We start from the raw sequence: 25,901 nt of genomic DNA on the forward strand, positions 1-25,901 counted from the left end.
CCTGCGTGACGGGCGGGAGATGGAGATGATGGGCATGACAAGCAGGGGGAGGTGACGGGGGAGATGCCGTTCCAGCTCGGCACCGCGCACACAGGGCTGACCGGTGAGGTACGCCAGGCGATGGCGCACCCCGGGGCCGCCCCGGCGTTCGCCCTCCAGCTGAACGCCCTGCAGGCCATGTGCCGACAAGTGTTCGGATTCCGCCTCGCGATGATCGGAATCGCCACCCCGTTCGCGATCGACCGTACGGCACCCGGCCTCGCCACCTGGCTGATCGGCTCGGCCGTCCTGGTGACCTTCATGGGCTCCTACGTCCTCTTCCGGGACTGGGAGCGCTTCGGCCCGCTCTTCCTGCGCCACCCGTGGCTGCTCGGCGTCGACGCGCTCTTCGGCGCGCTGCTCCTCGTCACCGCCACCCCGGAATCCACCCTCGCCTACGTCACGGTCTGCACCCCGCTCCTGGCCGGCCTCGTCTACGGCTGGCGCGGCGCGGCCGTCTTCGCCGTACTCCAGGCGCTCATCATCTCCGGTGTGTACGCCACCGACGTCGAGCTGGAGGCGAGCGACGCGACCTCGCTCCTCCTCCCCGGCTTCTGCGTGATCGCCGGAGCGGTGGGGGTCACCCTGCGCAATCTGCTCCTCCGCTTCGGGACGGCCAGCCAGGCCCTCACCGAGACCCGGGCCCGGCTCGCGGTGAACGAAGCGGTGGAGGGCGAGCGCACCCGGCTCGCCCGCGAGATGCACGACTCGGTCGCCAAGACCCTGCACGGCCTCGCCCTCGCCGCCGACGGCCTCGCCACCTCCTCGGACCGCATGGACCCGCTCACCGTGAAACACCAGGCGGAACTGGTCGCCCGGTCCGCACGCCGGGCCGCCGCCGAGTCCCGCGAACTGCTCTCCGACCTGCGCCGCGACTCCGGACTCGACGGCGGCATCGACGTCATCGGCGAACTGAGGTCCCGCGCCGCCGACTTCACACGCCGCCACGGCCTGGCCGCCACCTTCCGGCTGCTCAGCGACACCCCCGTACCGCCCGTACCGCAGATCGTCGCCCGCCAACTGCTCACGGTGGCCTCCGAGGCGATGGAGAACGCCCACCGGCACGCCCACCCCACCTACCTCGTCGTGCTCGCCGGCGTGAAGGGCGACGTCCTGCGCATCACGGTGTACGACGACGGGCGCGGCCTCCCGGCGGGCACGACGCTCGACGACCTCAGACGGGCCGGCCACTTCGGGCTCGTCGGCATGGTCGAGAGGGCGGCATCCATCGGCGCCCGCATCCGCATCGGCAAGGGGAAGGCGGCGAAGGGCACCGAGGTGCGCCTCGAACTGCCACTGGCGGCACTCGGCACCGGCCCCGCACCGGAAGCCACCGGCTCCCTCGACAGCAACGGGCTTCGGGCGGGGGCCGCGCATTGAACGAACACGTACGGGTGCCCGCGCAGGCTCGCTTACCTACGTGCTGTCTCCGGCCCGGGCCGGTCCGCCCGCGCTGGACGGCTGCACACCACCACAGTCCCCGTAGACACAGAATCCTGAGAGGAGGTCGCAGAATGCCGGACGACGTCTGCGCGTCGGGCCAGGACCGGGCGGCACAGCACCACGTCTCCCAGCACACGTCCTCGCACGCCGACCCGTTCTCCTCGGAGCTCAGCCCCTCCGGGTTCCCCGCTCCCCAGCAGCCCGCGGCATCCGAGGCGATGCCCCCCTTCCCCGCGCCCCGCGAAACCCCCGGCCCGCTCCGGGTCGTCGTCGCCGACGACAACCCCGTGGTCCGGGCCGGTCTGGGCGTCCTGCTCCACGGACGCGAGGACATCGACGTCGTCGCCGAGGCCGCGGACGGCCGCCAGGCCTACGAGATGGCCGTCCGGCACCGTCCCGACGTCGTCCTGCTCGACGTCCGTATGCCGGGGGTCGACGGCATCTCGGCCCTTCCCCACCTGGTGCAGGTGGCCCCCGTGATGATGCTGACGTACAGCCGCGAGAGCGAGATCGTCCACGAGGCGCTGCGGCTGGGGGCCGGGGGATATCTGGTGCACGGCGAGTTCACCGCCGACCAGCTGGTCCAGGCGGTACGCGACACCAGGAGCGGGCGGGCCCACTTCACGGCCACCGCCGCGAACGCCCTGCTCGCCCACATGCGCCAGGGCTCAGCCCCACAGACCGGCCCCCTCCCGGACGGCCTGGGAGCCGCCCTCACGCCAGGGCCCCCGCACCCCGCGACCAGCGGGCACGCCGCCCCGGGTGACCACGCGCCGCAGCACGGTGCGCATGCACATGCCCCGGCCCGGGAAACGCCCCCACCTGCGACGCGACCCGACCCGTTCGCGCAGGGTCTTTCGCATCTGCAACCACCTGTGGGACAGTCATCGGAAGTGGGTGTCCCGGCGGAGCGCCCCAACTCACCGCGGCACGACCTGAGTTCCCGGGAGGTGGAGGTCATGGAGCTGATCGCGTCCGGCATGAGCAATCAGCAGATCGCCGCCACCTGCTTCATCAGCGAGAAGACGGTCAAGAACCACATCAACCGGATCTTCACCAAGCTGCACAGCAGCAGCCGCAGCGAGGCGATCGCCCGATGGCTCGGCACGGCACCGGGCGGCGAGACCGGACTGGGAGGCAGGTAACGATGGCCGAACGGGGAGCGGGCCGCAGGCAAGCCACAACACCGACCGCTGGGGCCCAGAGCGAGGCCCGAAGGACCCAACTGGCTTATTGGGCCCGATTTTGGGCCCTGGGGCCCTCTGGCGGAACCAGCGTTCCGACGTACATTTCTCCTGTCGCGAACGGCACCGGCCAGGAGGAAGCCGGTAACGGGAGCGACACCCGAGAAACGTGTGCGTCGGCCGGCAGTCGGTCGGCCGAACCTGGAGGGGAACACCATGTCGAACATCACCCTGAAGACCGCCGTCCGCGTCAACGGCTGGGCCAACACCGCGGTCAGCGCCATCCAGAAGCGTTACGAGGCGAAGGACCGGGGCCAGACGGCGTTCGAGTACCTGGGCATCATCCTGGTGGTCGTGGCGATCATCGGTGGCATGGTGGCCTCGGGCATCGGCGGCGCGATCACGACTCGCATCACGGGTCTGGTGAACTCCATCACCGCGGGCTCGTGATCGGGCGTCACCGAAGCGACCAAGGGCAGGCCTTCCCCATCTACATCGCGATGGTGGCGGGTCTGCTCTTTCTCGCGTTCGCTTTCTTTGCGGTCGGAAAGGCGTCTGTCACGCGAAATGGTGCCCAGGGTGCTGCTGACGCGGCGGCCCTCGCTGCGGCGCAGCAGGCCCGTGACGAGATTGGGCCAGCGTTCCTCGGGGTGCTCCTGCTGCCGGGGGGTCTGAACGACTTCTTCGGTGATCACTACATCAGCGGCGAGCCGTGCAATCAGGCCCAGCGCTTCGCCGCGAATAATCGTGCGGACGTGGTCGGCGGATGCGCGTGGAGTTCCGGATTTCAGCGCGACGAGGTCACCGTGAGGGTCAAGACGCGCAACACGGTGGGTGACACGGTGATTCCCGGCACCGAGACGAAGCACGCTACAGCCACGGCGACCGCCGTGATCGAGTTCCGGTGCATCTGGAAGCCTGCGGAGGAGCCTGAGGGCGGTACGACTCCGCAGCCGGACGAGGACGAGGAGGTGACTCCGGCCCCAATCACCTTCGACTGTGACGGCAGGAATCACTTCGATATTGATCCTCTTGATCCTGACCCGTGGTCCGAGCTGGGCAAAGCACTCTTCGCCGTGCACCTGATCGACGACTGACAGCGAACGACGAGTAAAGGAATCAGAGCCATGAGTATTCGGCGCACCACGAAGCCTCGACGGGTAGTGGCGGCTGTATCGATGACGACAGTAATGACCCTTGCTGTCATGGGCTGTGGCGGTGAGAGCGGGGAATCGGCAAAGAGCCCCGCATCGTCGTCGTCCACCAAGTCTCCCGAGGGGGATAAGGGGGCAACGGATGATACTGCTGCCGGGGAGAATGTGGACCAGAATGCGAAGCTCGCGCAACTCAATGGGCGAGATGGGCTCGTTCTCGTTGTCAATGAGGCGAAGCGCGACAGCGGTGGATTCGTCACCGTTAGCGGTGTAATTAAGAACGAAGGTGACGGAGTCCGCAGTGCGGGGCAATGGTCCGGTACTGAGAGCATCATCGTGCCCCAGAACCCCAACTCCGTGGCAGGTGCCACCCTTATCGACAAGGTCGGCAAGAAGCGTTACTACATTCTCCGGGACACTGATGGACGCTGCCTCTGCACTACCGGGCTCTCGGCGATTCAGCCCGATAAGTCGGTCTCTGTCTTCATGCAGTTCCCGGCGCCGCCCAGCACGACCACGGAAGTCGACTTCACTCTGCCTACCTTCGCTACCGCCTCGCTGAAGATCTCTGGGTGATGGCAGACATGAACAACACCTGCTCGCGCCGAAGGGCTGCCCGTTCTGCGGGCCGTACCCTTGTGGCCACCATGTTCATGGTGAGCGTCACTGCTTTGGGGGCTGCAACGGCCTTCGCTGACGACGGCCCAAGCGTGCCGCCCGGCACGGAGGCCTCGGCAGAGCCGCCGGTCAAGACGGACGGCAACGACCCCGACCTCAAGATGCCCGAGGGTGGAACCCTTGCCCCCGGCAAGGTCCTCGACATCATTCAGGTAGTCGAGGACCTGGGTGGCGAGGAGCGCCGCGAGGACACCAACGCGGACATCAAGTTCGCGCTCCAGGCCGAGGTGCTCTTCGGTAAGGACAGTGCCAAGCTGAGCTCCGAGGCCAATGCACGCATCATCGCCATCGCCGCCGAGATCGAGAAGCAGAACGCGTCGAAGGTCCGCATCTTCGGCTTCACCGACGACCTCGGTTCGTCGGCCCACGGCGATGTGCTGTCCAAGGAGCGCGCCGAAGCGGTGAACGGCGTGCTGTCCAAGGAGCTCGGAACCACGATCACGTTCGAGATCCGTGGATACGGCGAGCAGTACCCGATCGCCGACAACAGCACCGAAGAGGGCCGGAAGAAGAACCGGCGTGTGGAGGTCTCCTTCCCGCGCACGACGAACTGAATGCGCGCTCACGGAAGGGTCGGAGGCACAAGAAGAAGTTGCCCCGGCCCTTCTGCTGCCCGTGCACACTCGCACTCGACGGGTGCGCGGTCGCCGCATAACGTGCGCCTGCCGTCGAGTCCGGGGTGAGAATGATTCCTGGCCGTCCGTACCGCAATGCGTCCGCGGCCATCACCGTGTCGATCGTGTACGTGTGTCCGTGCACGTCGGCGTTGCGCGGCACGTCGATAGCTCACCCACAATCGCTTCAATTTCACGGGTGCTCTCTGGAAAGCAGTGCCAGGTCGCTCACCACGGCCAGCCTCCGGACGACCTCGCGTGCCGAGACCGCCTACAGCAGGTGGTCGGCCTTGCCGGCCTTGATGTCCCGGATCATCTGTTGAAGTGCTTCCTGGGTGTCGGTGAGGAAGGTGTCCTCGGCGCCGGCCAGGGCTATGTAGCTGTTGCCCTGGTCATCCGTGCCGACTCGGTAGCAGCTGGCTCCTTCGCCGCAGAACGGCTCTTCCCAATCGACGTTCGGCATGGTGACCCCTCAGAGGCTGTGTGCGGCGGTGTGGATGAAGTCCCGCGAACGGGCAGGTGTCAGAGCGATCCGCTCCATCCAGTCCAGATGTGCACGGTACTTTGCCAACTGGGCTTCCTCGTAGAGGAATTCTGGCCCGTGGGCGCTGTCCACCTGCACGGTGTCCAGTCCCGCTACCGGGCCCTCGGCGTAGTTGACCGTTTGGCCCGCCCCAGGAAACGCTCCCGCTTCGAACGGGATGACGCGCAAGGTGATGTGGGGCCGTTCGGACACCGAGAGGAGGTGTTCCAACTGCTGACGTGCCACCTTCCGGCCTCCGAACTGCATGCGGAGTGCGGCTTCATGCACAATGCCGACGGACTTCTGCGGCGTTGAGCCGTCAAGCATCTGCTGGCGCTCCATGCGGTGGGCCAGCCGGAGGGCCACTTCGTGCTCCGGGAGGGCTGGGACCACGACGCGGAAGACAGCGAGGGCGTGGTCGCTCGTCTGGAGAACCCCGGGAATGTGTACGGAGTGCGCCGTGCGCATCCGCAGCGCGTGTGCCTCGATCTCCGAGATGTCGAGGAGGCCTGCGGGAAGCGTGTCGCGATAGCGGCGCGACGGCGAGATACGAGACGTCGACGTGCGCTGCACCGCCTCGTTCGGCAGAACCCCGACGGGCGAAGCCTGTTCGTTCGCTCTGTCCTTCGGCTACCAGGACACCCACAACAACTACCGGGCCCGGCGCCAGGTCCTGGGCGAGGCGGGCTACGGATAGCTCGATGCCCAGGGCAATCGGCTCGAGGGCGCCGACTTCCACGAGTACATGGGCATCGGCTGGACCTTCGAGGACGGCGGGTACACGGGGCCCTCCTCCCGGCAGGCCGGCAACCTGGACTGTTCCGGATACACGCGGATGGTCTACGGCCACCACCTGGGCGTACCGATGGCCGCCGGCCAGAACACCTCGGGGACCTTCCTGCCTCGCAGGTCACGGGAGATGGCTGAGCACTCGCCCGGTGTGCGCGTCGACCGCACCGACGGCACGAACCCGCCCGCTGCGGCGCAGCTCCACCCCGGCGACCTGGTGCTGTTCAACGCCGACTCGGGCGACGACGGTGACGACGCGGCCAGCCCCACCGTCGATCACGTCGGCATGCACCTGGGCACGGACTCCGAGGGCAGGCGCAGGTTCCTCTCCAGCCGCAAGTCGGTCAACGGGCCCACCATGGCCGATCTGTCCGGCGCGTCCGTACTCGACGGGACCGGCGTGTACGCGCGCACCCTGCACACGGTGCACCGAGTCTGACTGGCTCACCCAGGGCTGCTTCAGGCTCGGATTGGGCCCGTGGGCCCACGCGCCCAACAGGCTCGGCATCGTACGGTTATCAGCCAAATACCGTCACGATGAGACGAGTTGAGGCCGGCCATGTCCACCGTGGGGTCCACACCCGACTTCGGCGGGTCCTCCTGGCAGCAGCCCGCTGCCGGGCGCCATGAGATGCCGCAGCTGCTCAGGGTGGCGCGCATCCTCGTCCAGGTGCTGTTCGCCATCACGGTGTTCGGCGGCGTGGGCCTGCTGCTCACGGCGGCGAGCGTCGACGCCCTGGACGGCACCATGCTCGCGCTCGCCGCGTACGGCGCGGCGCCCGGAGTCACTGGCTGGGTGCTGGCGCGCAGGGCCTGGACCGGGGGTGCGTGGATCTGGCGCGGTCTCGTCGCCGTACAGGCGTGGCTGATCCTCGGCGGCCTGTCGAGCCTCCGGGACGGCTCGCTGCGCGGGTTCACCCAGATGTTCCTGCCGCTGGTGATCCTGGTGTTCCTGAGCCGCGCGGAGAGCCGACGGTGGTTCCGGCTGGACGCACGGGACAGGGAACGCCACGAGCCGCCCGGGTTCTCCCTGTCACGCATGATCACGTGGCGGCGGGACCGGGGCCAGTCGACGTTGGAGTACGTCGGCCTGATCACGGTGGTCGCGGCGATCATCCTGGCGATGACGCTGGGAGGTGTCGGCGGCCAGATAACCAACGGTCTGCAGGCGGCGATCTGCTCCCTTACGGGCAGCTCATGCCCTGCACCGGGGGCGGGGACGGTGGAGGCCGGAGGAGAGGGCTCCGACGCCGGCGGGTCCGATGGTGGGGGCTCCGACGGTGGCGGTTCGGATGGTGGCGGGTCGGACAGCGGCGGCTCCGATGGTGGCCGGTCGGACAGCGGTGGCGGGTCGGACGGCGGTGGTTCGGTCACCGGCGGCTCAGCGACGGGTGGGTCGGACGGCGGAGCCTCCGACGGCGGAGCCTCCGGCAGCACGGGCGGTACGGGCAGCACGGGCAGCACGGGCGGGACCGGCGGGACCGGCGGGACCGGCGGGACCGAAGGTGCCAGCGGATCAAGTAGCACGGGCGGCACGGGCGGGTCCGGCAGCACGGGCGGACCCGGCAATACAGGTGGCACGGGCGGGCCCGGAGGAACAGGCGGATCCGCTGGAACCGGCGGAACAGGAGGATCCGGCAGCGCCGACGGCACCGTCACCGACCCCGTCATGGTCCATCCGGACGAGAGCGACGAGGACAAGAACGACGCCGCGGAGGACGAGCCCGGCTGGGAGGGCGACGAGGAAGAGGGCGACGAGGGGGACGACGAGGGGTGCTTCTCCGGTTTCGGTGCGTTCTTCTCCTGCGCCGGCGACCAGATCTCCCAGGTCGGCGGCGGTCTGTTCGTCGACGGAATCTGGGGCGACCTCACCGGGATCTGGGACACCGTCACAGACCTCCCCGGAACCTGGGAAGGGCTGAAGGACTACGGGAGTTCGCTGGGCGACGAGTGGTCGAAGGCGACCGAGGGCGCTGGTGACAAGTGGTCGAAGGGCGACTACTGGGACGCGCTGACCGACTGGGGCGGAGCCTCGGTGGACACCGGGGTGACCGTCCTCGACGACATGTTCGTCGGCGACGAGATCAAGGACCAGTGGAACAACGGCCAGAAGACCCGGGCCGTCACCGGCACCATCTGGAACATCGGCTCCCTCTTCATCCCCGGCTACGGCGAAGCGAAGGTGGCTCAGAAGCTCGGCAAACTGGGCAAACTGGGGAAGCTCGGCAAGCTCGGCGAGGCCGCCCAGAAGGCGGGCAAAGCAGCCGAACGGGCGCGCAAGGCCGCGGACAAGGGCGACGTCGAGGGTGCCAGGAAGGCTGCCGACGAGGCCCAGGAGCATGCCGACGACGCCGCTGACAAGCTCGCGGAGAAGGGCTGCCTGATCAGCTCCGGGCCACTCGGCCGCGGCGTACCGAAGCAGCCCGCCTACGCGGGCGGGGTGAACGCGGCGGCGCACGCTCCGGTGGCGTACCGCCTCAACGGCATCCCGGTGGGCCTCTTCGCCGAGAAGAAGTGCGAGGGGGTCAGTCAGGAGGAGATCGACGCCGCCGAGCAGGCGCAGAAGGACGCGGACGCGGCCAAGGAGGCGGCGAAGGAGGCCAGCCGCAAGAAGGTCGCCACGTGGGCGAAGCCCTCCTGGTACGGCGACCTGAAGAACCCGCGCAAGGGATCGAAGGACCTGGGCGACGGCACGTGGAAGGCCAAGAAGTCCGTGGCGTACTGGCCCGGCATGGAGCGCTGGATGCGTTACCAGGAGCAGGTCTCCGGGGTGAAACGCGGCAAGGAGTACGCCGTGAAGGACCCGCGGACCGGTCGCGACGTCGACTTCGACGGCTGGGACTCCGCCTCCCAGACGTACAAGGAGGCGAAATTCGGGTACGGCAAGAAGGTGCGCCCCGACGGGACCCTCGAACCCGCTCAGGCGGCGAAGTTCGTGGAACAGGCGCAGCGGCAGCTGCGTGCGGCGGGGGACAAGCCGGTCGAATGGAACTTCTCCAACGAGAAGGTGGCGGACGCCGCGCAGAAGGCGTTCGACGACGCCGGAGTGGACGTGATCGTGAAGCACACTCAGGTGAAGAACTGACGGCAGCCGAAGCACGAAGACGAGGAAGCGCGATGGCGAGCGAAGTCGTGGTGAAGGTGTCCTGGGGTCCGCGGCCGGAATCGCCCGGGGAGCTGGCGGACCGGTGGCTGACGATGCTCGGCGGACTGGCGGAGTTGTCGGGCGGTACGCCGGTGGACTGGCGCTGGGACAGGGACGGCGACCGTCCGGGCGAGCCCGTACCGGCGGACGCCGGAAGGTTCGCCGCCGTCCTGGAGGCGGGAGGTCCCGAGGAGGACGCCGACATCATCGGGTGGACGGCAGCCGTCGTCGGCACCTGGAAGGACCGCGGTTACGCTCGCCTGCGCGTGCAGGGAGGCGGCTCCGACGAGTACACCCCCTTCACGGCGGTGCTCCAGCTGTTCCCGGCGCCCGACGGGACGACCGCCCCGCCCGTGGACCGGCTGCCCGAGAGCCTGGCGGTGCTGGCTGACGCCTGGGACGCAGATACGGGGCTGACGTACGACAGGAAGCTGTTCAACGCGGTCAAGTCCGCTTTCGGACTGCGCAACTCGCACCCCCGCTGCGGCTGGGCGGTGTACCTCTCCGAGAACCGCGCCGCGCTCGTCCCCGCCGATCTCTCCGCAGGCCGCCTCCGGGCCGGTCACGGCGGCATCGTCCTGGACCTCGGCGACTCCACCGAGGCAGTACTGACCGCCCAACAAGCCCTAACAGATGCCGGCGCCCTCAACCCCATCCCCCCCACCTCCCCCCGCCCCACATGGTGACCCCGTCGTTGGGATGTCAGGGACACATGGACGGCCTATATGTCCGAAATTGGCGTCCGTGCGCTCCCGCCGACCGGACGGCCCCGCCAGGGCTGTGCGGATGTCCTGGATCATGCGGTCAGGGGTCCGGAAGACCGTCGTGGCGGGGAAGCGGAGGACGGTCCGCACCCCGGGGCAGGTGCTCAGCGCGTTGAAGCGGTCCAGGTCGCGGCGGTGCGCCTCACGGGTGCCGTGGTAGGCGTAACCCTCGATCTCCACCACCACCCCCTCGCGGAGGAAGAGGAAGTCGGCCCGGATCGTGCGGCCTGCCGGTGCCAGCAACTGCGCCTGGCTGAGCGGTCGCAGGCCGGCGTCGTGCATCCGCAACCGGGCCACGGTCTCAGCCGGGGAGCCGCTCTGCGGATCGGCCAGCGCGAGCCATCCCGCCGCCCGTGGCGCACGGTGCCTGCGGGTGGGGTGCGAAGCGCAAGCGGCGGTCAGCAGGTCGGTGGTGACCAGGCGCGGGCGGCGGACTCCACCCACCACGCGCGCGCCCAGGGCGGAGTCCACGGCGACCAGGGCCTCGTCCCTCGGGCCGCACAGGAGCAGGTCGCGCAGGGTGCGCAGCGGGGTGGTGGCCCGCAGCCCATGACGTGCGCACATCTCCTCCGGGGCGACGGGCGTACGGTGCACCGCGAAGCCGTGGCGGCTGCCTGTGGGGCTCTCCGGATCGCTGAATTCCACGGCCTCCCGCAGGAGTTCGATCAGGTGCAGCGACGCGGCGCCGCGATGGCTGAAGGTCAGCCCCGGGTGCAGTATCTGTACGGCGCGGGCCTTCACCCACGGCGTCAGCTCACACCCCGGCGCGGCCCAGGCGCCGCGTACGACCCGGTTCCAGCCCTGGGCGTTCAGCGCCCGGCCCAGCTGCCGCAACGGCGCGCCCGCCGCTACGGCCTCCCGGGTGAGCAGAATGTCCCACCTGGCGAATTGCTTCAGATCCCCCGTCATGCCCAAAGAATGCCCCGCGCCCCACCGAGCCGCCGGACCCTGTGGATAACTCGGGTCGTTGGGAGGGGAGGGGCGGGATTGTGTCCGAGTTGGGGGGTTTTGGGGGTCTGTACGCTCCCGGCGACCCGCTCCCGGCGACCCGCTCCCGGCGACCCGCTCCCGGCGACCCGCTCCCGGCGACCCGCTCCCGGCGACCGGCGACCGCCCCCCCCGCCCCGGGTTACTTCGCTGTGATCGAGGTCGTGAAGGTGTTCAGGTCCGCGGGGGTGAGGGTGCCTTTCACCGCGTTGATGCGGATGGCGAAGGGGACGCCCTCGGAGTCGACGCCGGCCACCAGGACTCCCGTCATCCGGGTCCCCTTCCTCGGGGTCCCCTTCTCGCCCGTCGAGGTGAACTCGTAGTCGATCCTGCGGACGTCCCGGGCGCCCTCCTCGCCCGCGACCCGCACGTCCGCCGTGTCCGTGCGGGTCGTACCGAGGCCGATGCCCGCGCCCGCCGCCGCGGCGGCCTCCCCGGCGTCGGTCACACCCGTCGCGAAGTCCAGCTGGACCGAGACCATGCCGGTCCGCAGTCCGCCCTCCTCCTTGAGGGCGACGGCGGCGTTGGCCTTGCTGCGCTCGGCGGCCGGCTGCGGGGCGTACCCCCGGTCCTCGGGGTAGCCGACGGAGACGCTCTCCGTGTCGAGGGTGCCCCAGCCCTCCGGGACCGTCGCGGCGTCGGTCCCGCCGCAGCCGGTGAGCAGGGTCAGACCGAGTGCGGCGGCGGCCGCCGCACCGAGCGTCTGGGACTTCGTCAACGTCATCGCCTCTTCGTGGTGCCCGTGGTGCCGGCGGTGCCGGTGCGTGTTCACTGCGCGCAGTAGCTGTAGGGGAGATACGTGCGCCTGTCACCCTGCGGAGCCCCGAGGAACCGGGCGTCGGTCAGCGTCTCCTCCTTGTGCGAGTCGGAGAGGGAGAAGCCGAGGCTCATCCCGAGCGAGATCTCGAAGCCGAAGTTCTGGGCGTCCGTCTCGCCCTCGTAGTGCATCGTGCTGGACAGGCCGTCCTGGAACATCAGCTGCTCGAAGGGGTCGCTGCCCGCGGGCCGCTCCTGCAGGGAGTGGTCGCCGAACATGTATTCGAACGGGGCGGTGTTGTTGCCGGAACCGTCCAGCCACTGCTCGGCGATGGCGCGCTTGTCCTCGGTGGCCTGGTCCGTCTCCTTGCCGAAGACGATCGAGTTCGTGACGATCTCGATGCCGGTGTCACCGGAGGAGTCGGTGGTGTTGCCCTTGCCGCCGCGCTTGTCCTGGTCCTTCTTGCCGTTGTCACCGCCGACCTCGACCTTGCCGGACGCCGAACCCGACTCGACCGTCTGCGTCATGTTGATCTGGACGATCTTCCCGGTCTTCTGGTCACGGGTGACGGTGATGGCCCCCGTGCGGTCGTGCTTCCCGCCCACGGTGCCGCTCACCGGCCCCGCACTGCCCCCGACCTTGCCCTCGAGTTCGAGCTTGGCGGTGTACGTGTAGGACTCGTTGCCGTTCACGTCGTCGTTGGTGATGGTCACCTCGGGCGAGAACGTCGCCTTGCCGCCCAGCTTGGCGCCGAGCTCGGAGTCGTCGCCGTCCTTGATGGAGAGGCCGCCGTCCGCGTAGGCGTTGAGGCCGACGGTCGAGTAGGAGATCTTCTTGTCGCCGATCTTCTTCTCGATGTCCTCCATCTTCTCCGCCCACTTCATGCCGGAGTACCAGTTGCCGCCGTAGCCGCCGCTGTGCGTCATCGAGGTCTCCCACATCTTCATTTCCTCGATGTCGTCCCGCATCTTCTGGGCGTCCTCCTCGCTCTTGAACACCCACGTGTCACCATTGGTGATCTTGATGCCGCCGCCGATGTCGACGTCCGCCTTCCCCAGTTTGCCGAGTTTGACGCCCGGGGTGCCGGCGGTCGCGCCCGCGGAGGCGGCGTCGGTGAACGTCATGTGGACGAGCTTGTCGTTCTCGTCGACCTTGCCGTCCCCGTTCACATCGGTCCTCGCCTGCGACACCTTCTGCTGGAATCCGTACTCCTCGCCCCACTCGAACCAGCCGATCTTGACCTTGCCGCCCGCGGTGTCGGAGATGCTGGAGACCTGGCACATTGTCGGCTCGTAGTCGGCGTCCGTCCTGGGCTTCGCCGTGTCGTCCCCGCCCGACGCGCAGCCGCCGCCGTCGCCGGCGAGTGAGGTGATCGCGCACCGGATGCGGTCGCCGATCCTCCCGCCGACGCCCGCCATGGCGAGCGCACCGACCAGTGCGACGACCAGGAGGACGACACCCAGGTACTCCAGGGCGGTGGCCCCGTCGTCGCGCCAGTTGTACGAGCGTGTGTGCGGCGACGGGACCGGGGAGTCCGTTCCGCGATCCTCCAGCAGCCGGTCCGCGGCCAGCCCCACGGCGCTGCCCGTGACCATGGCGACGACCGGCATGAGCATGCCCTCGGTGCCCACGACGTCCCACGACACGACGTAGCCGTGGGCGAGCCCGGCCACCGGGACGGTCAGCGCGCCGAGGAGGTACAGGGCCCGGGAGCCGCGCTGCTCGTCGGGGAGGACGCGCGCGGCGGCCAGGACCGTCAGTACGGTGACGAGGACGCCCGGCAGGTGCAGGAGGGCCAGCCGCCAGCCGAAGAGCTCGAAGCGTTCCTCGGTCGCGAGCGTCTCGACGAGGGCGCGGCTCACGAGGAACCCGGCGGCGATGTAGACGAGGGCGCCGGCGGCCCAGCTGCGGGTCACCGGGAAGAACCACCCTCCCCGGTCACCGGCAACCCGCCGGGAGTCTCGCCCCGGCGGTATGTGGCCCGCGCCCCTGTCTCCCCAGCCGCCGCCACCGCTCACGTTTCAACCTCTCTCCGACGCGGGCCCGTTGCCCCGACCGGCGTGAGCGTACGGCCGGATTCCGCCGGTCACCTGGGCCCCCGGCCCCAACTCCGGGCCCAATGGCGACCGGTGTCCGCAGGGAGTCGGGCGGGGGCCCGAGGTGGGTCCGTGGACCCACGCGCCGGGGCACGTCGGCTGCGTACTCTCGCTGCTGAGCCGGTCGGCCGGCGCCGGAGCGAAGAGTTCACGCAGTGATGGGGTGAGGTGTTCCATGGGTGCCGGCTTCTTCCACTCGTACCACCTGGGCTGGACCCGTGTGGATGCGCGGAACCTGCTCGGTGATCTCGAAGCAGCGGGCCTCCGGCTCACGCATCCGGTCACCGGGCGCATCGTCCTCGACAGCCGGGACCCCGGCTCACCGGGTGCCGGTGGGACACGGTCGCCGGTGAGCCGGGACCAACTGCTGTCCATCGCGGGACTGGAGCGGCTGGACGGAATCGGTGTACGGCTCTGGGTGAGCCACGACCTGGACGTCCTGATGCGGATACGCCGGGCGGGCCGCCGGGTGGTCGCCGTCGAGTTCGGGCTCGCCGGACTGCCGCCGGAGGAGCGTGAGACGGCCGTACGCGCCATCAGGGAGACCGTCGGGCGGGCGTCCGTGCTGTGCATCGGGTTCGTCGTCGACCGCGAGGGCGTGACGGCGGGCACGGACTGGGACGGGGTGGTCGTCACGGGGACGGCCTACCTCGACGGGTGGCCCGACGCCGTCGCCGTACAGGAGGACATCGCGTCGCGGCACCCGCAGCTGGCGGTCATGGAGTCCGTCGGGCAGTCGCCGTGGAGGGTGTTCGGGAGCGCTGTCCTCAGCGTGTGAGGGGAACCTGGGGAGGGGGACCCCTCCCTCCGGGCGCGCGTCCAGCGGGCCGCGGGCCGGCAGGGCCTCAGGACACGGGCCGCCGTGTCGGCCGGTCGGCGGGGGAGGGACCAGCCCCGCGCCGCAGTCGGCCGTTGAGCGCGACATGGGCGGCGACGCCGAGGACGAGTCCCCAGAACGCGGAGCCGATGCCGAACAGGGTCACGCCCGACGCGGTGGCCAGGAAGGTGATCAGGGCGGCCTCCCGGTCCTTGTCCTCCCGCACGGCGCCGGTCAGGCCGGCGGCCAGCGCACCGAAGAGGGCGACGCCCGCGAGCGCGGCGACGAGCTCCTTCGGGAGGCCCGCGAAGAACGCCACGAGGGTCGAGCCGAACGCGCCGACCAGCAGGTACACGGCACCGCAGGCGACCCCCGCGACATAGCGGCGGCGGGGATCGCGATGCGCCTCGGGCCCCGTACAGATCGCAGCCGTGATCGCCGCGAGGTTCACGGCGTGGGAGCCGAAGGGGGCGAGCGCGGCGGAGACCAGGCCGGTGGAGCCGACCAGCAGCCGGTCGTCCGGGCGGTAGCCGGAGGCGGAGAGCACGGCGACCCCCGGGGCGTTCTGCGAGGCCAGCGTGGCCAGGGTCAGCGGGACCGCGATGCCCACGAGCGAGGCGACGGAGAAGGCCGGTGTCGTGAACACCGGCTGCACCAGACCGACGTGGTCCAGCCGTACGTGCAGCCGCGAGGCGGCGGCGCTGCACAGCACACCGACGACGAGGGCGACGAGCACGGCGTACCGGGGGAGCCACCGCCGGCCCAGCAGATAGGCGACGAGCACGGACCCGGCGATCACCGGAGTGCCCTCCAGCGCGGTGAACACCCCCGTACCGAAGGAGAAGAGGATGCCCGCGAGCATGGCGGAGACGACCGCCCCCGGTACCAGGCGCATCAGCCGCCCGAAGATCCCGGTCAGCCCGATCAGGGCGATCACCGCGCCGGACACCACGAACGCGCCGATCACCTCGTCGTACGCGTACGAGCCGATGCTGGTGACCAGGAGCGCGGCACCCGGTGTGGACCAGGCGGTGATGACCGGCATGCGGGTACGCAGGCTGAGGGCGATACAGGTCAGGCCGCTGCCGATGGAGACGGCCCAGATCCAGGAATCGGTCTGCGCGGCGTCGAGGTGCCCGGCGCGGGCGGCGGCGAGGACGATGACCAGCGGGCCGGAGTAGGAGACCACGACCGCGACGACGCCCGCGAGGACCGCGGAGAGCGACAGGTCACGGATGAGCCGCGGCCTTCGGCCGGGCCCGTCGGGCAGGACCTCCTCGGCCCGTTCCTCCGCAGCCGGTGTGGATGGACCGGGCATCGCTGTGCCGCCCTTCGTTCCGCGTGCTCCCGCCGCACGACCGTACGGACGCACGAACCCTTCCACGGACCGGTGGGCCCGGTCCGCGGGGTCCGGCACACGAGACGGTCCCGTTCGTGTGCTTCGGGCACGGCATGGGTCCCCGGGCCCAAGACGGATCACCGCGCGCGAATTAACGTCGTTGCAGCAAGTGATCGACGCCCGTCCCGGCACACCCCCCACGGTGCCGGGCCGGGCCGCAATCGGATGGTGCCGACCGGCATGCCCACGGCCGGCACCGGCGGGAGGAGCGCGGGGACGGGCACATAATCGTCCGTATGCCCGCTCTGCAGACCCGGCCCCGCCCGGCGGACCCCGCGCCCCGCCGCCGGAACCGTGCCGCCGCGGCGCTCGCCGCCGCGGCACCCGCGCTCGCGGCCTACGCCGCCGTCCGGCTCGTCGGGCTCGTCGTCCTCCAGATGTGGGCCTCCGCCGAGGGGAAGGACGCCCTGCACCTTCTGGGCGGTCGCTGGGACTCCGTCTGGTACCAGCGGATCGCGGAGAACGGCTACGGGTACACCGTCACCCTTCCCAACGGCGGCATCCACCCCGACCTGGCCTTCTTCCCGCTCCTGCCCGCACTGGAACGCGCGCTCGCCGCGCTGACCCCGCTCACCGTCCAGGGCGCGGGTGTCACCGTCGCCTGGGTGGCCGGACTCGCCGCCGCCTGGGGGATCTTCGCCGTCGGGGCACGGTTGCACGGGCGGCGGGCCGGGGTGGTGCTGGCCGTGCTGTGGGGCGTGTACCCGACGGCGTTCGTGCAGTCGATGGCGTACACCGAGACCCTGTTCACGGCCCTCGCCGCCTGGGCGCTGTACGCCGTGCTCAGGGACCGCTGGATCGTGGCGGGCACGCTGTGCGTCCTGGCGGGGCTGACGCGCCCCTCGGCCGCCGCGCTCATCGCCGCGCTGGCGGTCACGGCCGCCGCCACCCTGGTGCGGGAGTACCGGGCGGGCGACCGGGAAGATCTGCTGCGCCGGAACGCGCGCATGCTGTCCGGCGTCTGCCTCGCCCCGCTGGGCTGGCTCGCCCACGTGGTGTTCGTCGCCGTGCGGCAGGGCAGCCCCTTCGCCTACTTCGAGGTCCAGGCCCAGTGGGGCAACAGCATCGACGGGGGCCGGGCGCTGGCCGCGTTCGTCCTCGGGCTCCCGCTTCCCGCCGCGCTCGGACTGTGCACGGCCCTGGGACTGCTGGGATGGCTGGTGTTCCTGTGCGTACGCCTGCGGCAGCCGCTGCCCCTCCTGGCGTACGGCATCGCGATCGTCGTCGTCTCGCTCATCGGGTCCGGGTACTTCGGGTCCCGCCCGCGCCTGATGATGCCCGCCTTCCCCCTGCTCCTGCCGCCGGCCCTCGCACTGCTGCGGCTGCGGACGGCCGGCACGGCAGCGGCCGTCACCGTGCTGGCCCTCGCCTCCGCCGGGTACGGGGCGTGGACACTGCTGGGGACGGGACCTCCGTGAGTTGGGCCCACGGGCCCACGCGCCGGGAGCGGCCCGGTTGTTGGCGTGCGGGTCCGGTGCGTTGCGGGTGGCGGGAGCTGCGAACGATGAAGGTACGTACGACTGCCAGGGCGGCGACCGCGGCCGTCCTCTGCCTCGCGGCCGTCGCCTGCGGTCCCGACGGCGAGGGCGGCGGGACGGCCCCGGAGGTCCCGGCCGCGCTCGTCACCGCCCAGGCGGCGAAGCTGCCGTAGGGCAGCCTCAGGCGTCTTCGGACACCTGTATCCGAGCGCCCGGCCGCAGACCCCACATCTCCATCGCCCCGGCCTCCGACTCCACCACGTGGCGGGCGCGCAGCCTGGGCAGGCCGAGCCGGCCGGGCCTCATCGTGCGGACCGCCAGAACGTTGAACTTCCGGTCCAGGTACGCCACATCGATGGCGAACCGCATCCGGAACGTGTGCACACTCGCGCACGGCGTGATCAGCAGCGCCCCGACGACCCCGTCCACCCCGAGCAGCCCTCGCGACCGCGCCCCGTACGAGGCCGCGATCCGCAGCGGCACCTCCCGCTCCCCCGTGTCCGTGCCGACCGTCAGTGTGCCGTTGCCATCGCGCCGTCTCCCCATGGGCACCGACCGTAGTCCCCCGTGGGCCCGTGCCGGGTCACGAACGGACCGCGGTGGGCCCCAGGGCCCAAGACCCCGGCACGCGACCGGAATAGGGTCGGCCCGTGGACGCCACACTGATTGCGGTCGCCGCGCTCTGGGGCGCCGTCACCGGACTGCTGCTCCCGCGCGCCGCGTACCGCTTCTCCGTCGAGCCGGAGGAGCCCTGGCGCGACGCGTGCCCGGCCGGGCACGCGCTCACCGGGCCCGGCCGCGGCTGGCTCGGCTCCACCCGCTGCGCGGCCTGCGCGGCGGACGTACCCGCGTTGCGGGGGAGCGGCGGTCCCGGGCCGGCCGCGGACGGCCCCCCGGAGACCGGCCGGCCCCGCTACGCCCCCGCCGTGCTCGCTCCCGTCACGACCGTGCTCGCCTGCGTGGCCCTCGCCGCCGCCACCGGCCTCCGGCCCGAGCTCGCCGTCTGGCTGCTGCTGGCCCCCGTCGCCGTGCTCCTCGCCGTCATCGACCGCCGCGTCCACCGGCTGCCCGACCGGCTGACGCTGCCCCTGGCCGCCGCCGCCGTCCTCCTGCTGGGGGGTGCGGCCCTGCTGCCCGAACCCGGTGGCTCCTGGACCTCCGCGCTGCTCGGCGGAGCCGCGCTCGGCGGCTTCTACCTCCTGCTCTTCCTGATCAACCCGAACGGCATGGGGTTCGGCGACGTGAAGCTGGCCCTGGCCCTGGGCGTGGCACTGGGCTGGTACGGATGGGCGGTGCTGTCCGCCGGCGGCTTCGCCGGCTTCCTGTTCGGTGCCCTGTACGGCTTCGGACTGATCCTGCTGCGCCGTGCCGGACGCCGGACGGGCATCCCGTTCGGGCCGTTCATGATCGCGGGCGCGCTGGTCGGCCTTCTGTTCGGCGGCCTCGCCGCCTGATCTTCACCGGGAGCACTGACGTACGGATATACGGTCGCGGGCGCCGCGGACGGCTGGCACGATCCCCGTATGACCGGACCGTCCGCACCGTCCCCGTCCGACGCCTCCGACGCACGCTTCGACGCCCTCGTCGCGGAGGCCGCAGCCGTCTCCGTCGACGGCTGGGACTTCTCCTGGCTCGACGGCCGTGCCACCGAGCAGCGCCCGTCGTGGGGCTACGCGCGCGCCATGGCGGGCCGGATGGCGGACGCACGGGCGGCCCTCGACATCCAGACCGGCGGCGGCGAGGTCCTCGCGTCCGCCCCGGTGCTGCCGCCGCTGACCGCGGCCACCGAGTCCTGGCCCCCCAACATCGCCCGCGCCACCGCCCTGCTGCACCCGCGCGGTGCCGTCGTCGTCGCGGACTCCGACGAGCCGCCGCTGCCCTTCGGGGACCACGCCTTCGACCTGGTGGTCAGCAGGCATCCGGTGGCCACCTGGTGGGCGGAGATCGCCCGGGTGCTGGCCCCCGGAGGCACGTACCTCTCCCAGGAGGTGGGCCCGGAGAGCGTGTTCGAGCTCATCGAGCACTTCCTCGGACCGCGGCCCGGCACGGCACGCGCCGCCCGGGACCCGCAGCACGCGCGGGCCGCCGCCGAGGCGGCCGGACTCGACGTCGTCGACCTGCGGGCGGAGCGGCTGCGTGTCGAATTCCTCGACATCGGTGCCGTCGTGTACTTCCTGCGCAAGGTCGTCTGGATGGTCCCGGGCTTCACCGTCGAGGCGTATCTGCCCCAACTCCGCACCCTGCACCGGAAGATCGAGTCAGAGGGGCCGTTCGTCGCGCACAGCGCCCGCTTCCTGATCGAGGCCCGCAAGCCGGGGTAGCGCCAACGGGCGTACGCCGGAAGCGGCTTCGGCCCAGCGGTACGGTTCGGCCCCCCCAGGGGCCGCCGGATGCAACGGGAACCCCTGGTCCTCCGTCCTACCTCGGGGTAGTGCGACCCTGGTGGTTGAGCGCGCAACGAAGGAGCGGGTCATGACGGTGGGAAGGGAAACGTCCGGCGAGGAGATCAGCCGGCCGCGCCACGGCAGGTCCGGCTGGCTCACCGGGGAGCGGATCACCGCCGTCCACGGACTGTTCTACCGGCCCGAAGGCCGGGCGGGGGAGCCGGAGGCGGTCGAGTTCGTGCTCTCCACGGGACAGTCGGTCCTCCTGACGTGCGCCTCCGGCCGGACGCTGCGCATCACCTCCGGCAGCTGGCCCGGGCTGCCCGCCTGGTGCGTGCCCGCGGGGCAGTGGCAGTTCGCACCGCTGAGCCGGATGCCCCCACCGCCCTACGGAGGGGCGTGGACCGTCATCGGCACGCAGGAGAGCCGGGACGAGCACGGCGAGGTGCGCGAGGCGGTCATCCGCTGCGAGAACGGCGACTTCGTGGTCACCGGCGGGGACACGGTCGCGATCTGCTTCGCCCCCCGCTGAGCCGTCCGCCGCCGCCCCGGCTGCCCGCCCGCAGCCCCCGCGGCCGCCCGCACCGACGGCGGGCGCGGTCGCCGGTATGTGCTCGCAACGCAGTCCGGCGAACCCGGAGAGTAATTATTTCGTGGCGTGGCACGCAGCATCACTTACGAAGGGTTATGGTGGAAACCCCCCCTCGGGCCGGTCCGTAACCCCCCCCACGGACCGGCCCGTTTTTTCATGGCCCCGCGGTGAGGCCCCCGGCCCGCCCCGAACGCAGGCGGAACGGGCCCCGTACCGGGCGGGGAACATCAGCCCCGGTTGGCCCAGATGTTCGTCCGTGCCGTGTCCACCGCGTAGGTGTCGATCTCCTTCAGCTCGTCCGCGGTCAGCACCGGAGCGGCGAGCGCGGCCACGTTCTGCTCCAGCTGCTTCACACTCGAGGCCCCGATCAGGGCGGACGTCATACGGCTGTCCCGCAGCACCCAGTTGAGCGCCAGCTGGGCGAGGGACTGCCCGCGGTCCCGGGCGATCCCGTTCAGCCCTCGCAGCCGGCGGAGCATCTCCTCGGAGAGCAGATCCGGGTCGAGGGACTTGCCCTGGCTGGCACGCGACCCCTCGGGGATGCCCGCGAGGTACTTGTCCGTCAGCAGTCCCTGGGCGAGCGGCGCGAACGAGATGCAGCCCATACCGGCCGTCTCCAGCGTGTCCAGCAGCCCGTCGGCCTCCAGCCACCGGTTGACCATGGAATAGGAAGGCTGGTGGATCAGGGCCGGCACACCCATCTCCGCGAGCAGCCGGGCCGCCTCGGCGGTCTGCTCGGCGTTGTACGAGGACACGCCCGCGTACAGCGCCTTGCCCTGGCGTACGGCCGTGGCCAGCGCCCCCATCGTCTCCTCGAGCGGGGTGCCGGGGTCGAAACGGTGGGAGTAGAAGATGTCGACGTGATCGAGCCCCATCCGCTTCAGTGAGGCGTCGAGCGAGGACAGCAGGTACTTGCGGGAGCCCCACTCCCCGTACGGGCCGGGGTGCATCTGGTATCCGGCCTTGGTGGAGATGATCAGTTCGTCCCGGTACGGGGCGAAGTCCTGCTGGAAGAGCTTGCCGAAGTTCAGCTCGGCCGAGCCGGGCGGCGGGCCGTAGTTGTTGGCCAGATCGAAGTGGGTCACACCGAGGTCGAAGGCGCGACGGAGGATGGCCCGCTGGGAGCCCAGGCTGCGGTCGTCGCCGAAGTTGTGCCACAGGCCGAGCGAGATGGCGGGGAGCTTGAGACCGCTGCGGCCGGTGCGGCGGTACTCCATGGAGTCGTAGCGCGAGTCGGCGGCGCGATGGGGGAGGTAATCAGTCACGTTTCACTCCTTATCACGGACTTGTGACAGGCCGGGGTGGGCCCCCGTGACCCGGCGGCAGTAATGTGGCGCCTTCGGGACTTGCCGATCTGCGGCGCGTGAGCGTGGTGTGCGGACTGCGCGGCGATCCCCCGGGGACGGCCCCGGACCCCCGGCGACGGGGAGGGCGGGCCCGCGTCGGCCCGTACGGAACCGAGAGGGTGAACTCAGTGAATCTGCGCGACCTGGTGTACGGGCTCTACGCGCGCCGGGTGGAGGGACGCCTGGACCACTCCCAGGTGCCCAAGCACATCGGAGTCATCCTCGACGGGAACCGGCGGTGGGCGAAGGCCTCCGGCGGCTCGGCGGTGCAGGGGCACCAGGCCGGGGCGGACAAGATCTCCGAGCTGCTCGGCTGGTGCAGCGAGACCGAGGTCGAGGTCGTCACCCTCTGGCTGCTGTCCACGGACAACTTCGACCGGCCCGAGGCGGAGCTCGTCCCGCTGCTCGGCATCATCGAGAACACCGTGCGCCGGCTGGCGGCCGACGGGCGGTGGCGCGTCCACCACGTCGGCACGCTCGACCTGCTCCCCGCGCGGACCCAGACCGTCCTCAAGGAGGCGGAGGAGGCCACGGCGGGTACCGAGGGGATAATCGTCAACGTCGCCGTCGGCTACGGAGGCCGCCAGGAGATCGCGGACGCGGTGCGGTCCCTGCTGCTGGAGCACTCCTCCAGGGGCACGACCTTCGAGGAGCTCGCCGAGGTCGTCTCCACCGACCTCATCTCCGAGCACCTCTACACCCGTGGGCAGCCCGATCCGGACCTGGTGATCCGCACCAGCGGCGAGCAGCGGCTGTCGGGCTTCATGCTCTGGCAGAGCGCCCATTCGGAGTACTACTTCTGCGAGGTGTTCTGGCCGGCCTTCCGCAAGGTCGACTTCCTCCGCGCCCTGCGCGACTACGCGGCCCGCCACCGCCGCTACGGCACCTGAGGCCCCGTCCTCATCCACGGAGGGCGCGGCGGACGGTAAAGGCCCGCGCCACCCGGGTGCGCCGCTGGTCCACGCCGCGCGCATGGCTTCGCGTGTTCGAGGGAATACCCCTGTCAGGTCGATGTCCGGTCACCAACCAGGCGGACGTCGCAGCCAAGTGAGCGGCACCCAGCCCGCTCGCCCGGGAGGCCCTTTGCACACGAAGGACCGCACACCGTGCGGCCGACGCGGAGGGCCGGCGTTCGGCCCGCGCACGGGGTCCGAACCCGGTCCGTCCTCTCCCTTCGGGAAGTTCCGCGACCTCCGTCGCACTCCCCGACCTCGTCCGAGGGGGTACGTCCTTCCGTGGTGACCAGCACTAAGCGCCGCATGCCCGACAGGCGCACCTATGTTCTCGACACCAGCGTCCTGCTGGCCGACCCCAACGCCATGGCCCGCTTCGACGAGCACGAGGTGGTGCTCCCGATCGTCGTCGTCACGGAGCTGGAAGCCAAACGGCACCATCCCGAGCTCGGGTACTTCGCCCGGCAGGCCCTGCGCCTGCTGGACGACTTCCGGGTCCGGTACGGCCGGCTGGACGCCCCGATCCCGCTCGGGGATCTGGGCGGGACGCTCCGTGTCGAACTCAACCACTCCGACCCCGGCGTCCTGCCGGCCGGCTACCGGTTGGGGGACAACGACTCACGGATTCTCGCGGTGGCGCGCAATCTGCAGGCCGAGGGGTACGACGTCACGGTCGTCTCCAAGGACCTGCCGCTCAGGATCAAGGCGTCGTCGGTCGGCCTCCTCGCCGAGGAGTACCGCGCCGAACTCGCCATCACCGACTCCGGCTGGACCGGGATGTCGGAGCTGAGCCTCGCCGCCGAGCAGGTCGACCTGCTGTTCAGTGAGGAGACGCTCTTCATCCCCGAGGCGGCCGAATACCCCGTGCACACCGGGCTGGTCCTCCAGTCCGAGCGCGGCAAGGCACTCGGGAGGGTCACGGCCGAAGGCAGTGTGCGTCTCGTGCGCGGCGACCGGGAGGCCTTCGGGATCCACGGCCGCAGCGCCGAGCAGCGCATCGCGCTCGACCTGCTCCTCGACCCGGACGTCGGCATCGTGTCCATGGGGGGCCGGGCGGGCACCGGCAAGTCGGCCCTGGCGCTCTGCGCGGGTCTGGAGGCGGTGCTGGAGCGCCGGCAGCACAAGAAGGTGATGGTCTTCCGTCCGCTGTACGCGGTCGGCGGCCAGGAGCTCGGCTATCTCCCCGGCAGCGAGTCCGAGAAGATGAGCCCCTGGGCGCAGGCGGTCTTCGACACGCTGTCGGCGGTCGCCGGGCGCGAGGTCATCGAAGAGGTGCTGGGGCGCGGGATGCTGGAGATCCTGCCGCTCACCCACATCCGGGGCCGCTCGCTCCACGACGCGTTCGTGATCGTCGACGAGGCGCAGTCGCTCGAGCGGAATGTCCTGCTGACCGTGTTGTCCCGGATCGGGACGAATTCGCGGGTGGTGCTCACCCACGACGTGGCCCAGCGGGACAACCTCAGGGTCGGCCGGTACGACGGAGTCGTCGCCGTGGTCGAGAAGCTGAAGGGGCATCCGCTCTTCGCGCATGTCACGCTCACCCGCTCCGAGCGCTCGCAGATCGCCGCGCTGGTGACCGAAATGCTGGAGGAAGGCCGCATCTGACACGGAAGTTCCCACCCGATGCCGTCCGGCGAGCCAAGGATCCTAGCCGGGCGGCATCGTGCTGCGCCGTCATTTCCAGAAAAGACGTGCCCCAAACGAGGTGTGAGCTTTAACACGCAACACAGAATTGCAACGCGCCGTGTCCTTCCGGCAGAGTCTTGCTTCCGTCAGGCCCCGCATACGGCACTTGGGCACCTCCAGAGGCGCCACGCACCACACAACTCAACACCTGCCGTCCGTATGCCGCCCGCGAGCACCACGCGGCACTTCCGAAAGGGAGTTGCCCACCGGGCCCGTGCCTCCCGTGACCCAAGCAGTAGGGAGGCCAGTGTCAAGGGCACGATTGCGCCCGCGAGGTCACCTAAGCGGGCGATGCTGGAAGGACACCGTGTGAGCCGGATCTCGGTCCGGGGGTTCGCCGTGGCATCTGCCACCGCCGTAACCACCGTAGGCGCCGTTGTAGGCGTTGCGTCGGGCAGCACTCCCGCTGTCGACGACAACAACTTCGAGGCGGCCGCAGCCGACACCACGCTGCTCGCAGACATCCCCGCGGGTCAGCAGGCCCAGGTGCAGACCGCTTCGCTGACACAGCAGGCCGACGCGCAGGCCTCCGCGGCGGACGCGGCAGCCAAGAAGTCCGCCGAGGAGACTGCCCGCGTCCAGGCTGCCAAGGACGCCAAGTCGAAGAAGCAGGCGGCCGAGGACAAGCTGGAGGCCGAGCGCGAGGCCAAGGCGAAGGCCAAGGACGACGCCGAGCGTGCGAGCCGGTCCTCCGTCCGTGACGCCTCCTCGTTCTCCGCCAAGGGCTCCTACACGGTGGCCGAAGTCCAGGCGATGGCCCGGCAGATGGTTCCTGCCGACCAGTTCCAGTGCTTCAGCAACATCGTGAACCACGAGTCGACGTGGAACTACCGGGCGAGCAACCCGTCGTCCGGGGCGTACGGCCTGATGCAGGCGCTCCCCGCCTCGAAGATGGTCTCCGCCGGCGCCGACTGGCAGACCAACCCGGCCACCCAGATCAAGTGGGGCCTCAGCTACATGGACGGCCGCTACGGCAGCCCGTGCGGCGCCTGGTCGTTCTGGCAGGCCAACAACTGGTACTAGGGAACCCCCGGGTCCCCGCGCTCGACCTCCGTGATGCCCCGCACCGTCCT

At 70.6% G+C, this 25,901-nt stretch carries 26 protein-coding genes and 1 pseudogene; 19 read left to right on the forward strand and 8 right to left on the reverse strand.

Going from position 1 to position 25,901, the window contains the following annotated elements; all coding sequences use genetic code 11:
* The first annotated feature begins 63 nt into the window (after window positions 1–63).
* The 6 genes from OG927_RS21020 (at window position 64) to OG927_RS21045 (ending at window position 5,052) form a co-directional block, all read left to right on the forward strand.
* Complete coding sequence (locus OG927_RS21020) at window positions 64–1,419, forward strand: sensor histidine kinase (RefSeq protein WP_124281298.1); 1,356 nt, start codon at window positions 64–66, stop codon at window positions 1,417–1,419.
* 134 nt (window positions 1,420–1,553) lie between these two features.
* On the forward strand, window positions 1,554–2,627 hold the full coding sequence (locus tag OG927_RS21025; protein ID WP_330320617.1) for a response regulator transcription factor: 1,074 nt from the start codon (window positions 1,554–1,556) through the stop codon (window positions 2,625–2,627).
* 255 nt (window positions 2,628–2,882) lie between these two features.
* Window positions 2,883–3,116 carry a hypothetical protein gene (locus tag OG927_RS21030; protein WP_330320618.1) on the forward strand — a complete coding sequence of 78 codons (234 nt, stop codon included), beginning with the start codon at window positions 2,883–2,885 and terminating at the stop codon, window positions 3,114–3,116.
* Window positions 3,113–3,763, forward strand: a complete 651-nt coding sequence (locus OG927_RS21035) for a pilus assembly protein TadG-related protein (RefSeq protein ID WP_330320619.1) — start codon at window positions 3,113–3,115, stop codon at window positions 3,761–3,763. Before OG927_RS21030 ends, OG927_RS21035 begins: the two co-directional genes overlap by 4 nt.
* A gap of 30 nt (window positions 3,764–3,793) precedes the next feature.
* Entirely contained in the window at window positions 3,794–4,396 is a 603-nt protein-coding gene (locus OG927_RS21040; protein ID WP_330320620.1) for a hypothetical protein, read from the forward strand.
* 8 nt (window positions 4,397–4,404) lie between these two features.
* Window positions 4,405–5,052: an OmpA family protein gene (locus OG927_RS21045; RefSeq protein ID WP_371613387.1), complete on the forward strand. Its 648-nt coding sequence runs from the start codon at window positions 4,405–4,407 to the stop codon at window positions 5,050–5,052.
* 331 nt (window positions 5,053–5,383) lie between these two features.
* Here OG927_RS21045 and OG927_RS21050 read toward each other — a convergent pair whose 3' ends face one another.
* Together OG927_RS21050 and OG927_RS21055 are read right to left on the reverse strand one after the other, a co-directional pair.
* Complete coding sequence (locus OG927_RS21050; RefSeq protein WP_056793761.1) at window positions 5,384–5,575, reverse strand: hypothetical protein; 192 nt, start codon at window positions 5,573–5,575, stop codon at window positions 5,384–5,386.
* A 9-nt stretch (window positions 5,576–5,584) separates the two neighbouring features.
* Window positions 5,585–6,169, reverse strand: a pseudogene (locus OG927_RS21055) (DUF5753 domain-containing protein); the annotation flags it as partial.
* A gap of 28 nt (window positions 6,170–6,197) precedes the next feature.
* Here OG927_RS21055 and OG927_RS21060 point away from each other — a divergent pair.
* The 4 genes from OG927_RS21060 (at window position 6,198) to OG927_RS21075 (ending at window position 10,255) form a co-directional block, all read left to right on the forward strand.
* Window positions 6,198–6,332 carry a hypothetical protein gene (locus tag OG927_RS21060; protein WP_330320622.1) on the forward strand — a complete coding sequence of 45 codons (135 nt, stop codon included), beginning with the start codon at window positions 6,198–6,200 and terminating at the stop codon, window positions 6,330–6,332.
* A gap of 48 nt (window positions 6,333–6,380) precedes the next feature.
* Complete coding sequence (locus OG927_RS21065; protein WP_330320623.1) at window positions 6,381–6,863, forward strand: NlpC/P60 family protein; 483 nt, start codon at window positions 6,381–6,383, stop codon at window positions 6,861–6,863.
* Between the two features lie 120 nt (window positions 6,864–6,983).
* Entirely contained in the window at window positions 6,984–9,509 is a 2,526-nt protein-coding gene (locus OG927_RS21070) for a Tox-REase-5 domain-containing protein (RefSeq protein WP_330320624.1), read from the forward strand.
* Window positions 9,510–9,541: 32 nt separating this feature from the next.
* The gene (locus OG927_RS21075) at window positions 9,542–10,255 is read left to right on the forward strand and encodes a hypothetical protein (RefSeq protein ID WP_330320625.1); all 714 of its coding nucleotides are present in this window, start codon (window positions 9,542–9,544) and stop codon (window positions 10,253–10,255) included.
* Here OG927_RS21075 and OG927_RS21080 read toward each other — a convergent pair.
* The 3 genes from OG927_RS21080 to OG927_RS21090 all read right to left on the reverse strand — a co-directional run bounded on the left by OG927_RS21080 (window position 10,196) and on the right by OG927_RS21090 (window position 14,095).
* Entirely contained in the window at window positions 10,196–11,242 is a 1,047-nt protein-coding gene (locus OG927_RS21080; RefSeq protein WP_330320626.1) for an endonuclease domain-containing protein, read from the reverse strand. The genes OG927_RS21075 and OG927_RS21080 overlap by 60 nt on opposite strands.
* A 220-nt stretch (window positions 11,243–11,462) precedes the next feature.
* A complete protein-coding gene (locus OG927_RS21085; protein ID WP_124281289.1) occupies window positions 11,463–12,044 on the reverse strand; it encodes a hypothetical protein in 582 nt (193 codons plus the stop codon).
* A 44-nt stretch (window positions 12,045–12,088) separates the two neighbouring features.
* A complete protein-coding gene (locus OG927_RS21090) occupies window positions 12,089–14,095 on the reverse strand; it encodes a hypothetical protein (RefSeq protein ID WP_330320627.1) in 2,007 nt (668 codons plus the stop codon).
* A gap of 253 nt (window positions 14,096–14,348) precedes the next feature.
* On the opposite strand from OG927_RS21090, the gene OG927_RS21095 reads away from it, so the two are divergent.
* Window positions 14,349–14,951 (forward strand): hypothetical protein, encoded by a 603-nt coding sequence (locus tag OG927_RS21095; protein WP_124281287.1) that lies wholly within the window; start codon window positions 14,349–14,351, stop codon window positions 14,949–14,951.
* A gap of 67 nt (window positions 14,952–15,018) precedes the next feature.
* Here the strand turns inward: OG927_RS21095 and OG927_RS21100 are convergent, their stop codons facing one another.
* A complete protein-coding gene (locus tag OG927_RS21100) occupies window positions 15,019–16,308 on the reverse strand; it encodes a benzoate/H(+) symporter BenE family transporter (RefSeq protein WP_330320628.1) in 1,290 nt (429 codons plus the stop codon).
* 317 nt (window positions 16,309–16,625) lie between these two features.
* Between OG927_RS21100 and OG927_RS21105 the strand changes: the two genes are divergently transcribed.
* Together OG927_RS21105 and OG927_RS21110 are read left to right on the forward strand one after the other, a co-directional pair.
* Window positions 16,626–17,807, forward strand: a complete 1,182-nt coding sequence (locus OG927_RS21105; RefSeq protein ID WP_056793782.1) for a glycosyltransferase family protein — start codon at window positions 16,626–16,628, stop codon at window positions 17,805–17,807.
* Between the two features lie 86 nt (window positions 17,808–17,893).
* Complete coding sequence (locus OG927_RS21110; RefSeq protein ID WP_330320629.1) at window positions 17,894–18,040, forward strand: hypothetical protein; 147 nt, start codon at window positions 17,894–17,896, stop codon at window positions 18,038–18,040.
* 7 nt (window positions 18,041–18,047) lie between these two features.
* On the opposite strand, the gene OG927_RS21115 is transcribed toward OG927_RS21110, so the two are convergent.
* Window positions 18,048–18,413: a DUF192 domain-containing protein gene (locus OG927_RS21115; RefSeq protein WP_056793785.1), complete on the reverse strand. Its 366-nt coding sequence runs from the start codon at window positions 18,411–18,413 to the stop codon at window positions 18,048–18,050.
* Window positions 18,414–18,517: 104 nt separating this feature from the next.
* Between OG927_RS21115 and OG927_RS21120 the strand changes: the two genes are divergently transcribed.
* The 3 genes from OG927_RS21120 to OG927_RS21130 all read left to right on the forward strand — a co-directional run bounded on the left by OG927_RS21120 (window position 18,518) and on the right by OG927_RS21130 (window position 20,783).
* A complete protein-coding gene (locus OG927_RS21120) occupies window positions 18,518–19,321 on the forward strand; it encodes an A24 family peptidase (RefSeq protein ID WP_330320630.1) in 804 nt (267 codons plus the stop codon).
* 69 nt (window positions 19,322–19,390) lie between these two features.
* Window positions 19,391–20,188, forward strand: a complete 798-nt coding sequence (locus OG927_RS21125; RefSeq protein WP_209469815.1) for a class I SAM-dependent methyltransferase — start codon at window positions 19,391–19,393, stop codon at window positions 20,186–20,188.
* 151 nt (window positions 20,189–20,339) lie between these two features.
* A complete protein-coding gene (locus tag OG927_RS21130) occupies window positions 20,340–20,783 on the forward strand; it encodes a hypothetical protein (protein WP_056793790.1) in 444 nt (147 codons plus the stop codon).
* 287 nt (window positions 20,784–21,070) lie between these two features.
* On the opposite strand, the gene mgrA is transcribed toward OG927_RS21130, so the two are convergent.
* Window positions 21,071–22,108, reverse strand: coding sequence for an L-glyceraldehyde 3-phosphate reductase (mgrA, locus tag OG927_RS21135; protein ID WP_056793792.1), 1,038 nt, complete (start codon window positions 22,106–22,108; stop codon window positions 21,071–21,073).
* A 209-nt stretch (window positions 22,109–22,317) separates the two neighbouring features.
* Between mgrA and OG927_RS21140 the strand changes: the two genes are divergently transcribed.
* From OG927_RS21140 to OG927_RS21150, 3 genes are all read left to right on the forward strand, one after another.
* Window positions 22,318–23,079: an isoprenyl transferase gene (locus OG927_RS21140; RefSeq protein ID WP_056793794.1), complete on the forward strand. Its 762-nt coding sequence runs from the start codon at window positions 22,318–22,320 to the stop codon at window positions 23,077–23,079.
* A gap of 345 nt (window positions 23,080–23,424) precedes the next feature.
* Window positions 23,425–24,747: a PhoH family protein gene (locus tag OG927_RS21145; protein WP_056793796.1), complete on the forward strand. Its 1,323-nt coding sequence runs from the start codon at window positions 23,425–23,427 to the stop codon at window positions 24,745–24,747.
* Between the two features lie 390 nt (window positions 24,748–25,137).
* Window positions 25,138–25,851: an aggregation-promoting factor C-terminal-like domain-containing protein gene (locus OG927_RS21150; protein ID WP_056793798.1), complete on the forward strand. Its 714-nt coding sequence runs from the start codon at window positions 25,138–25,140 to the stop codon at window positions 25,849–25,851.
* The last annotated feature ends 50 nt before the right edge of the window (window positions 25,852–25,901 follow it).

It is taken from the genome of Streptomyces clavifer (genome assembly GCF_036345975.1).
GTDB classification, from domain to species: Bacteria; Actinomycetota; Actinomycetes; order Streptomycetales; family Streptomycetaceae; genus Streptomyces; species Streptomyces clavifer.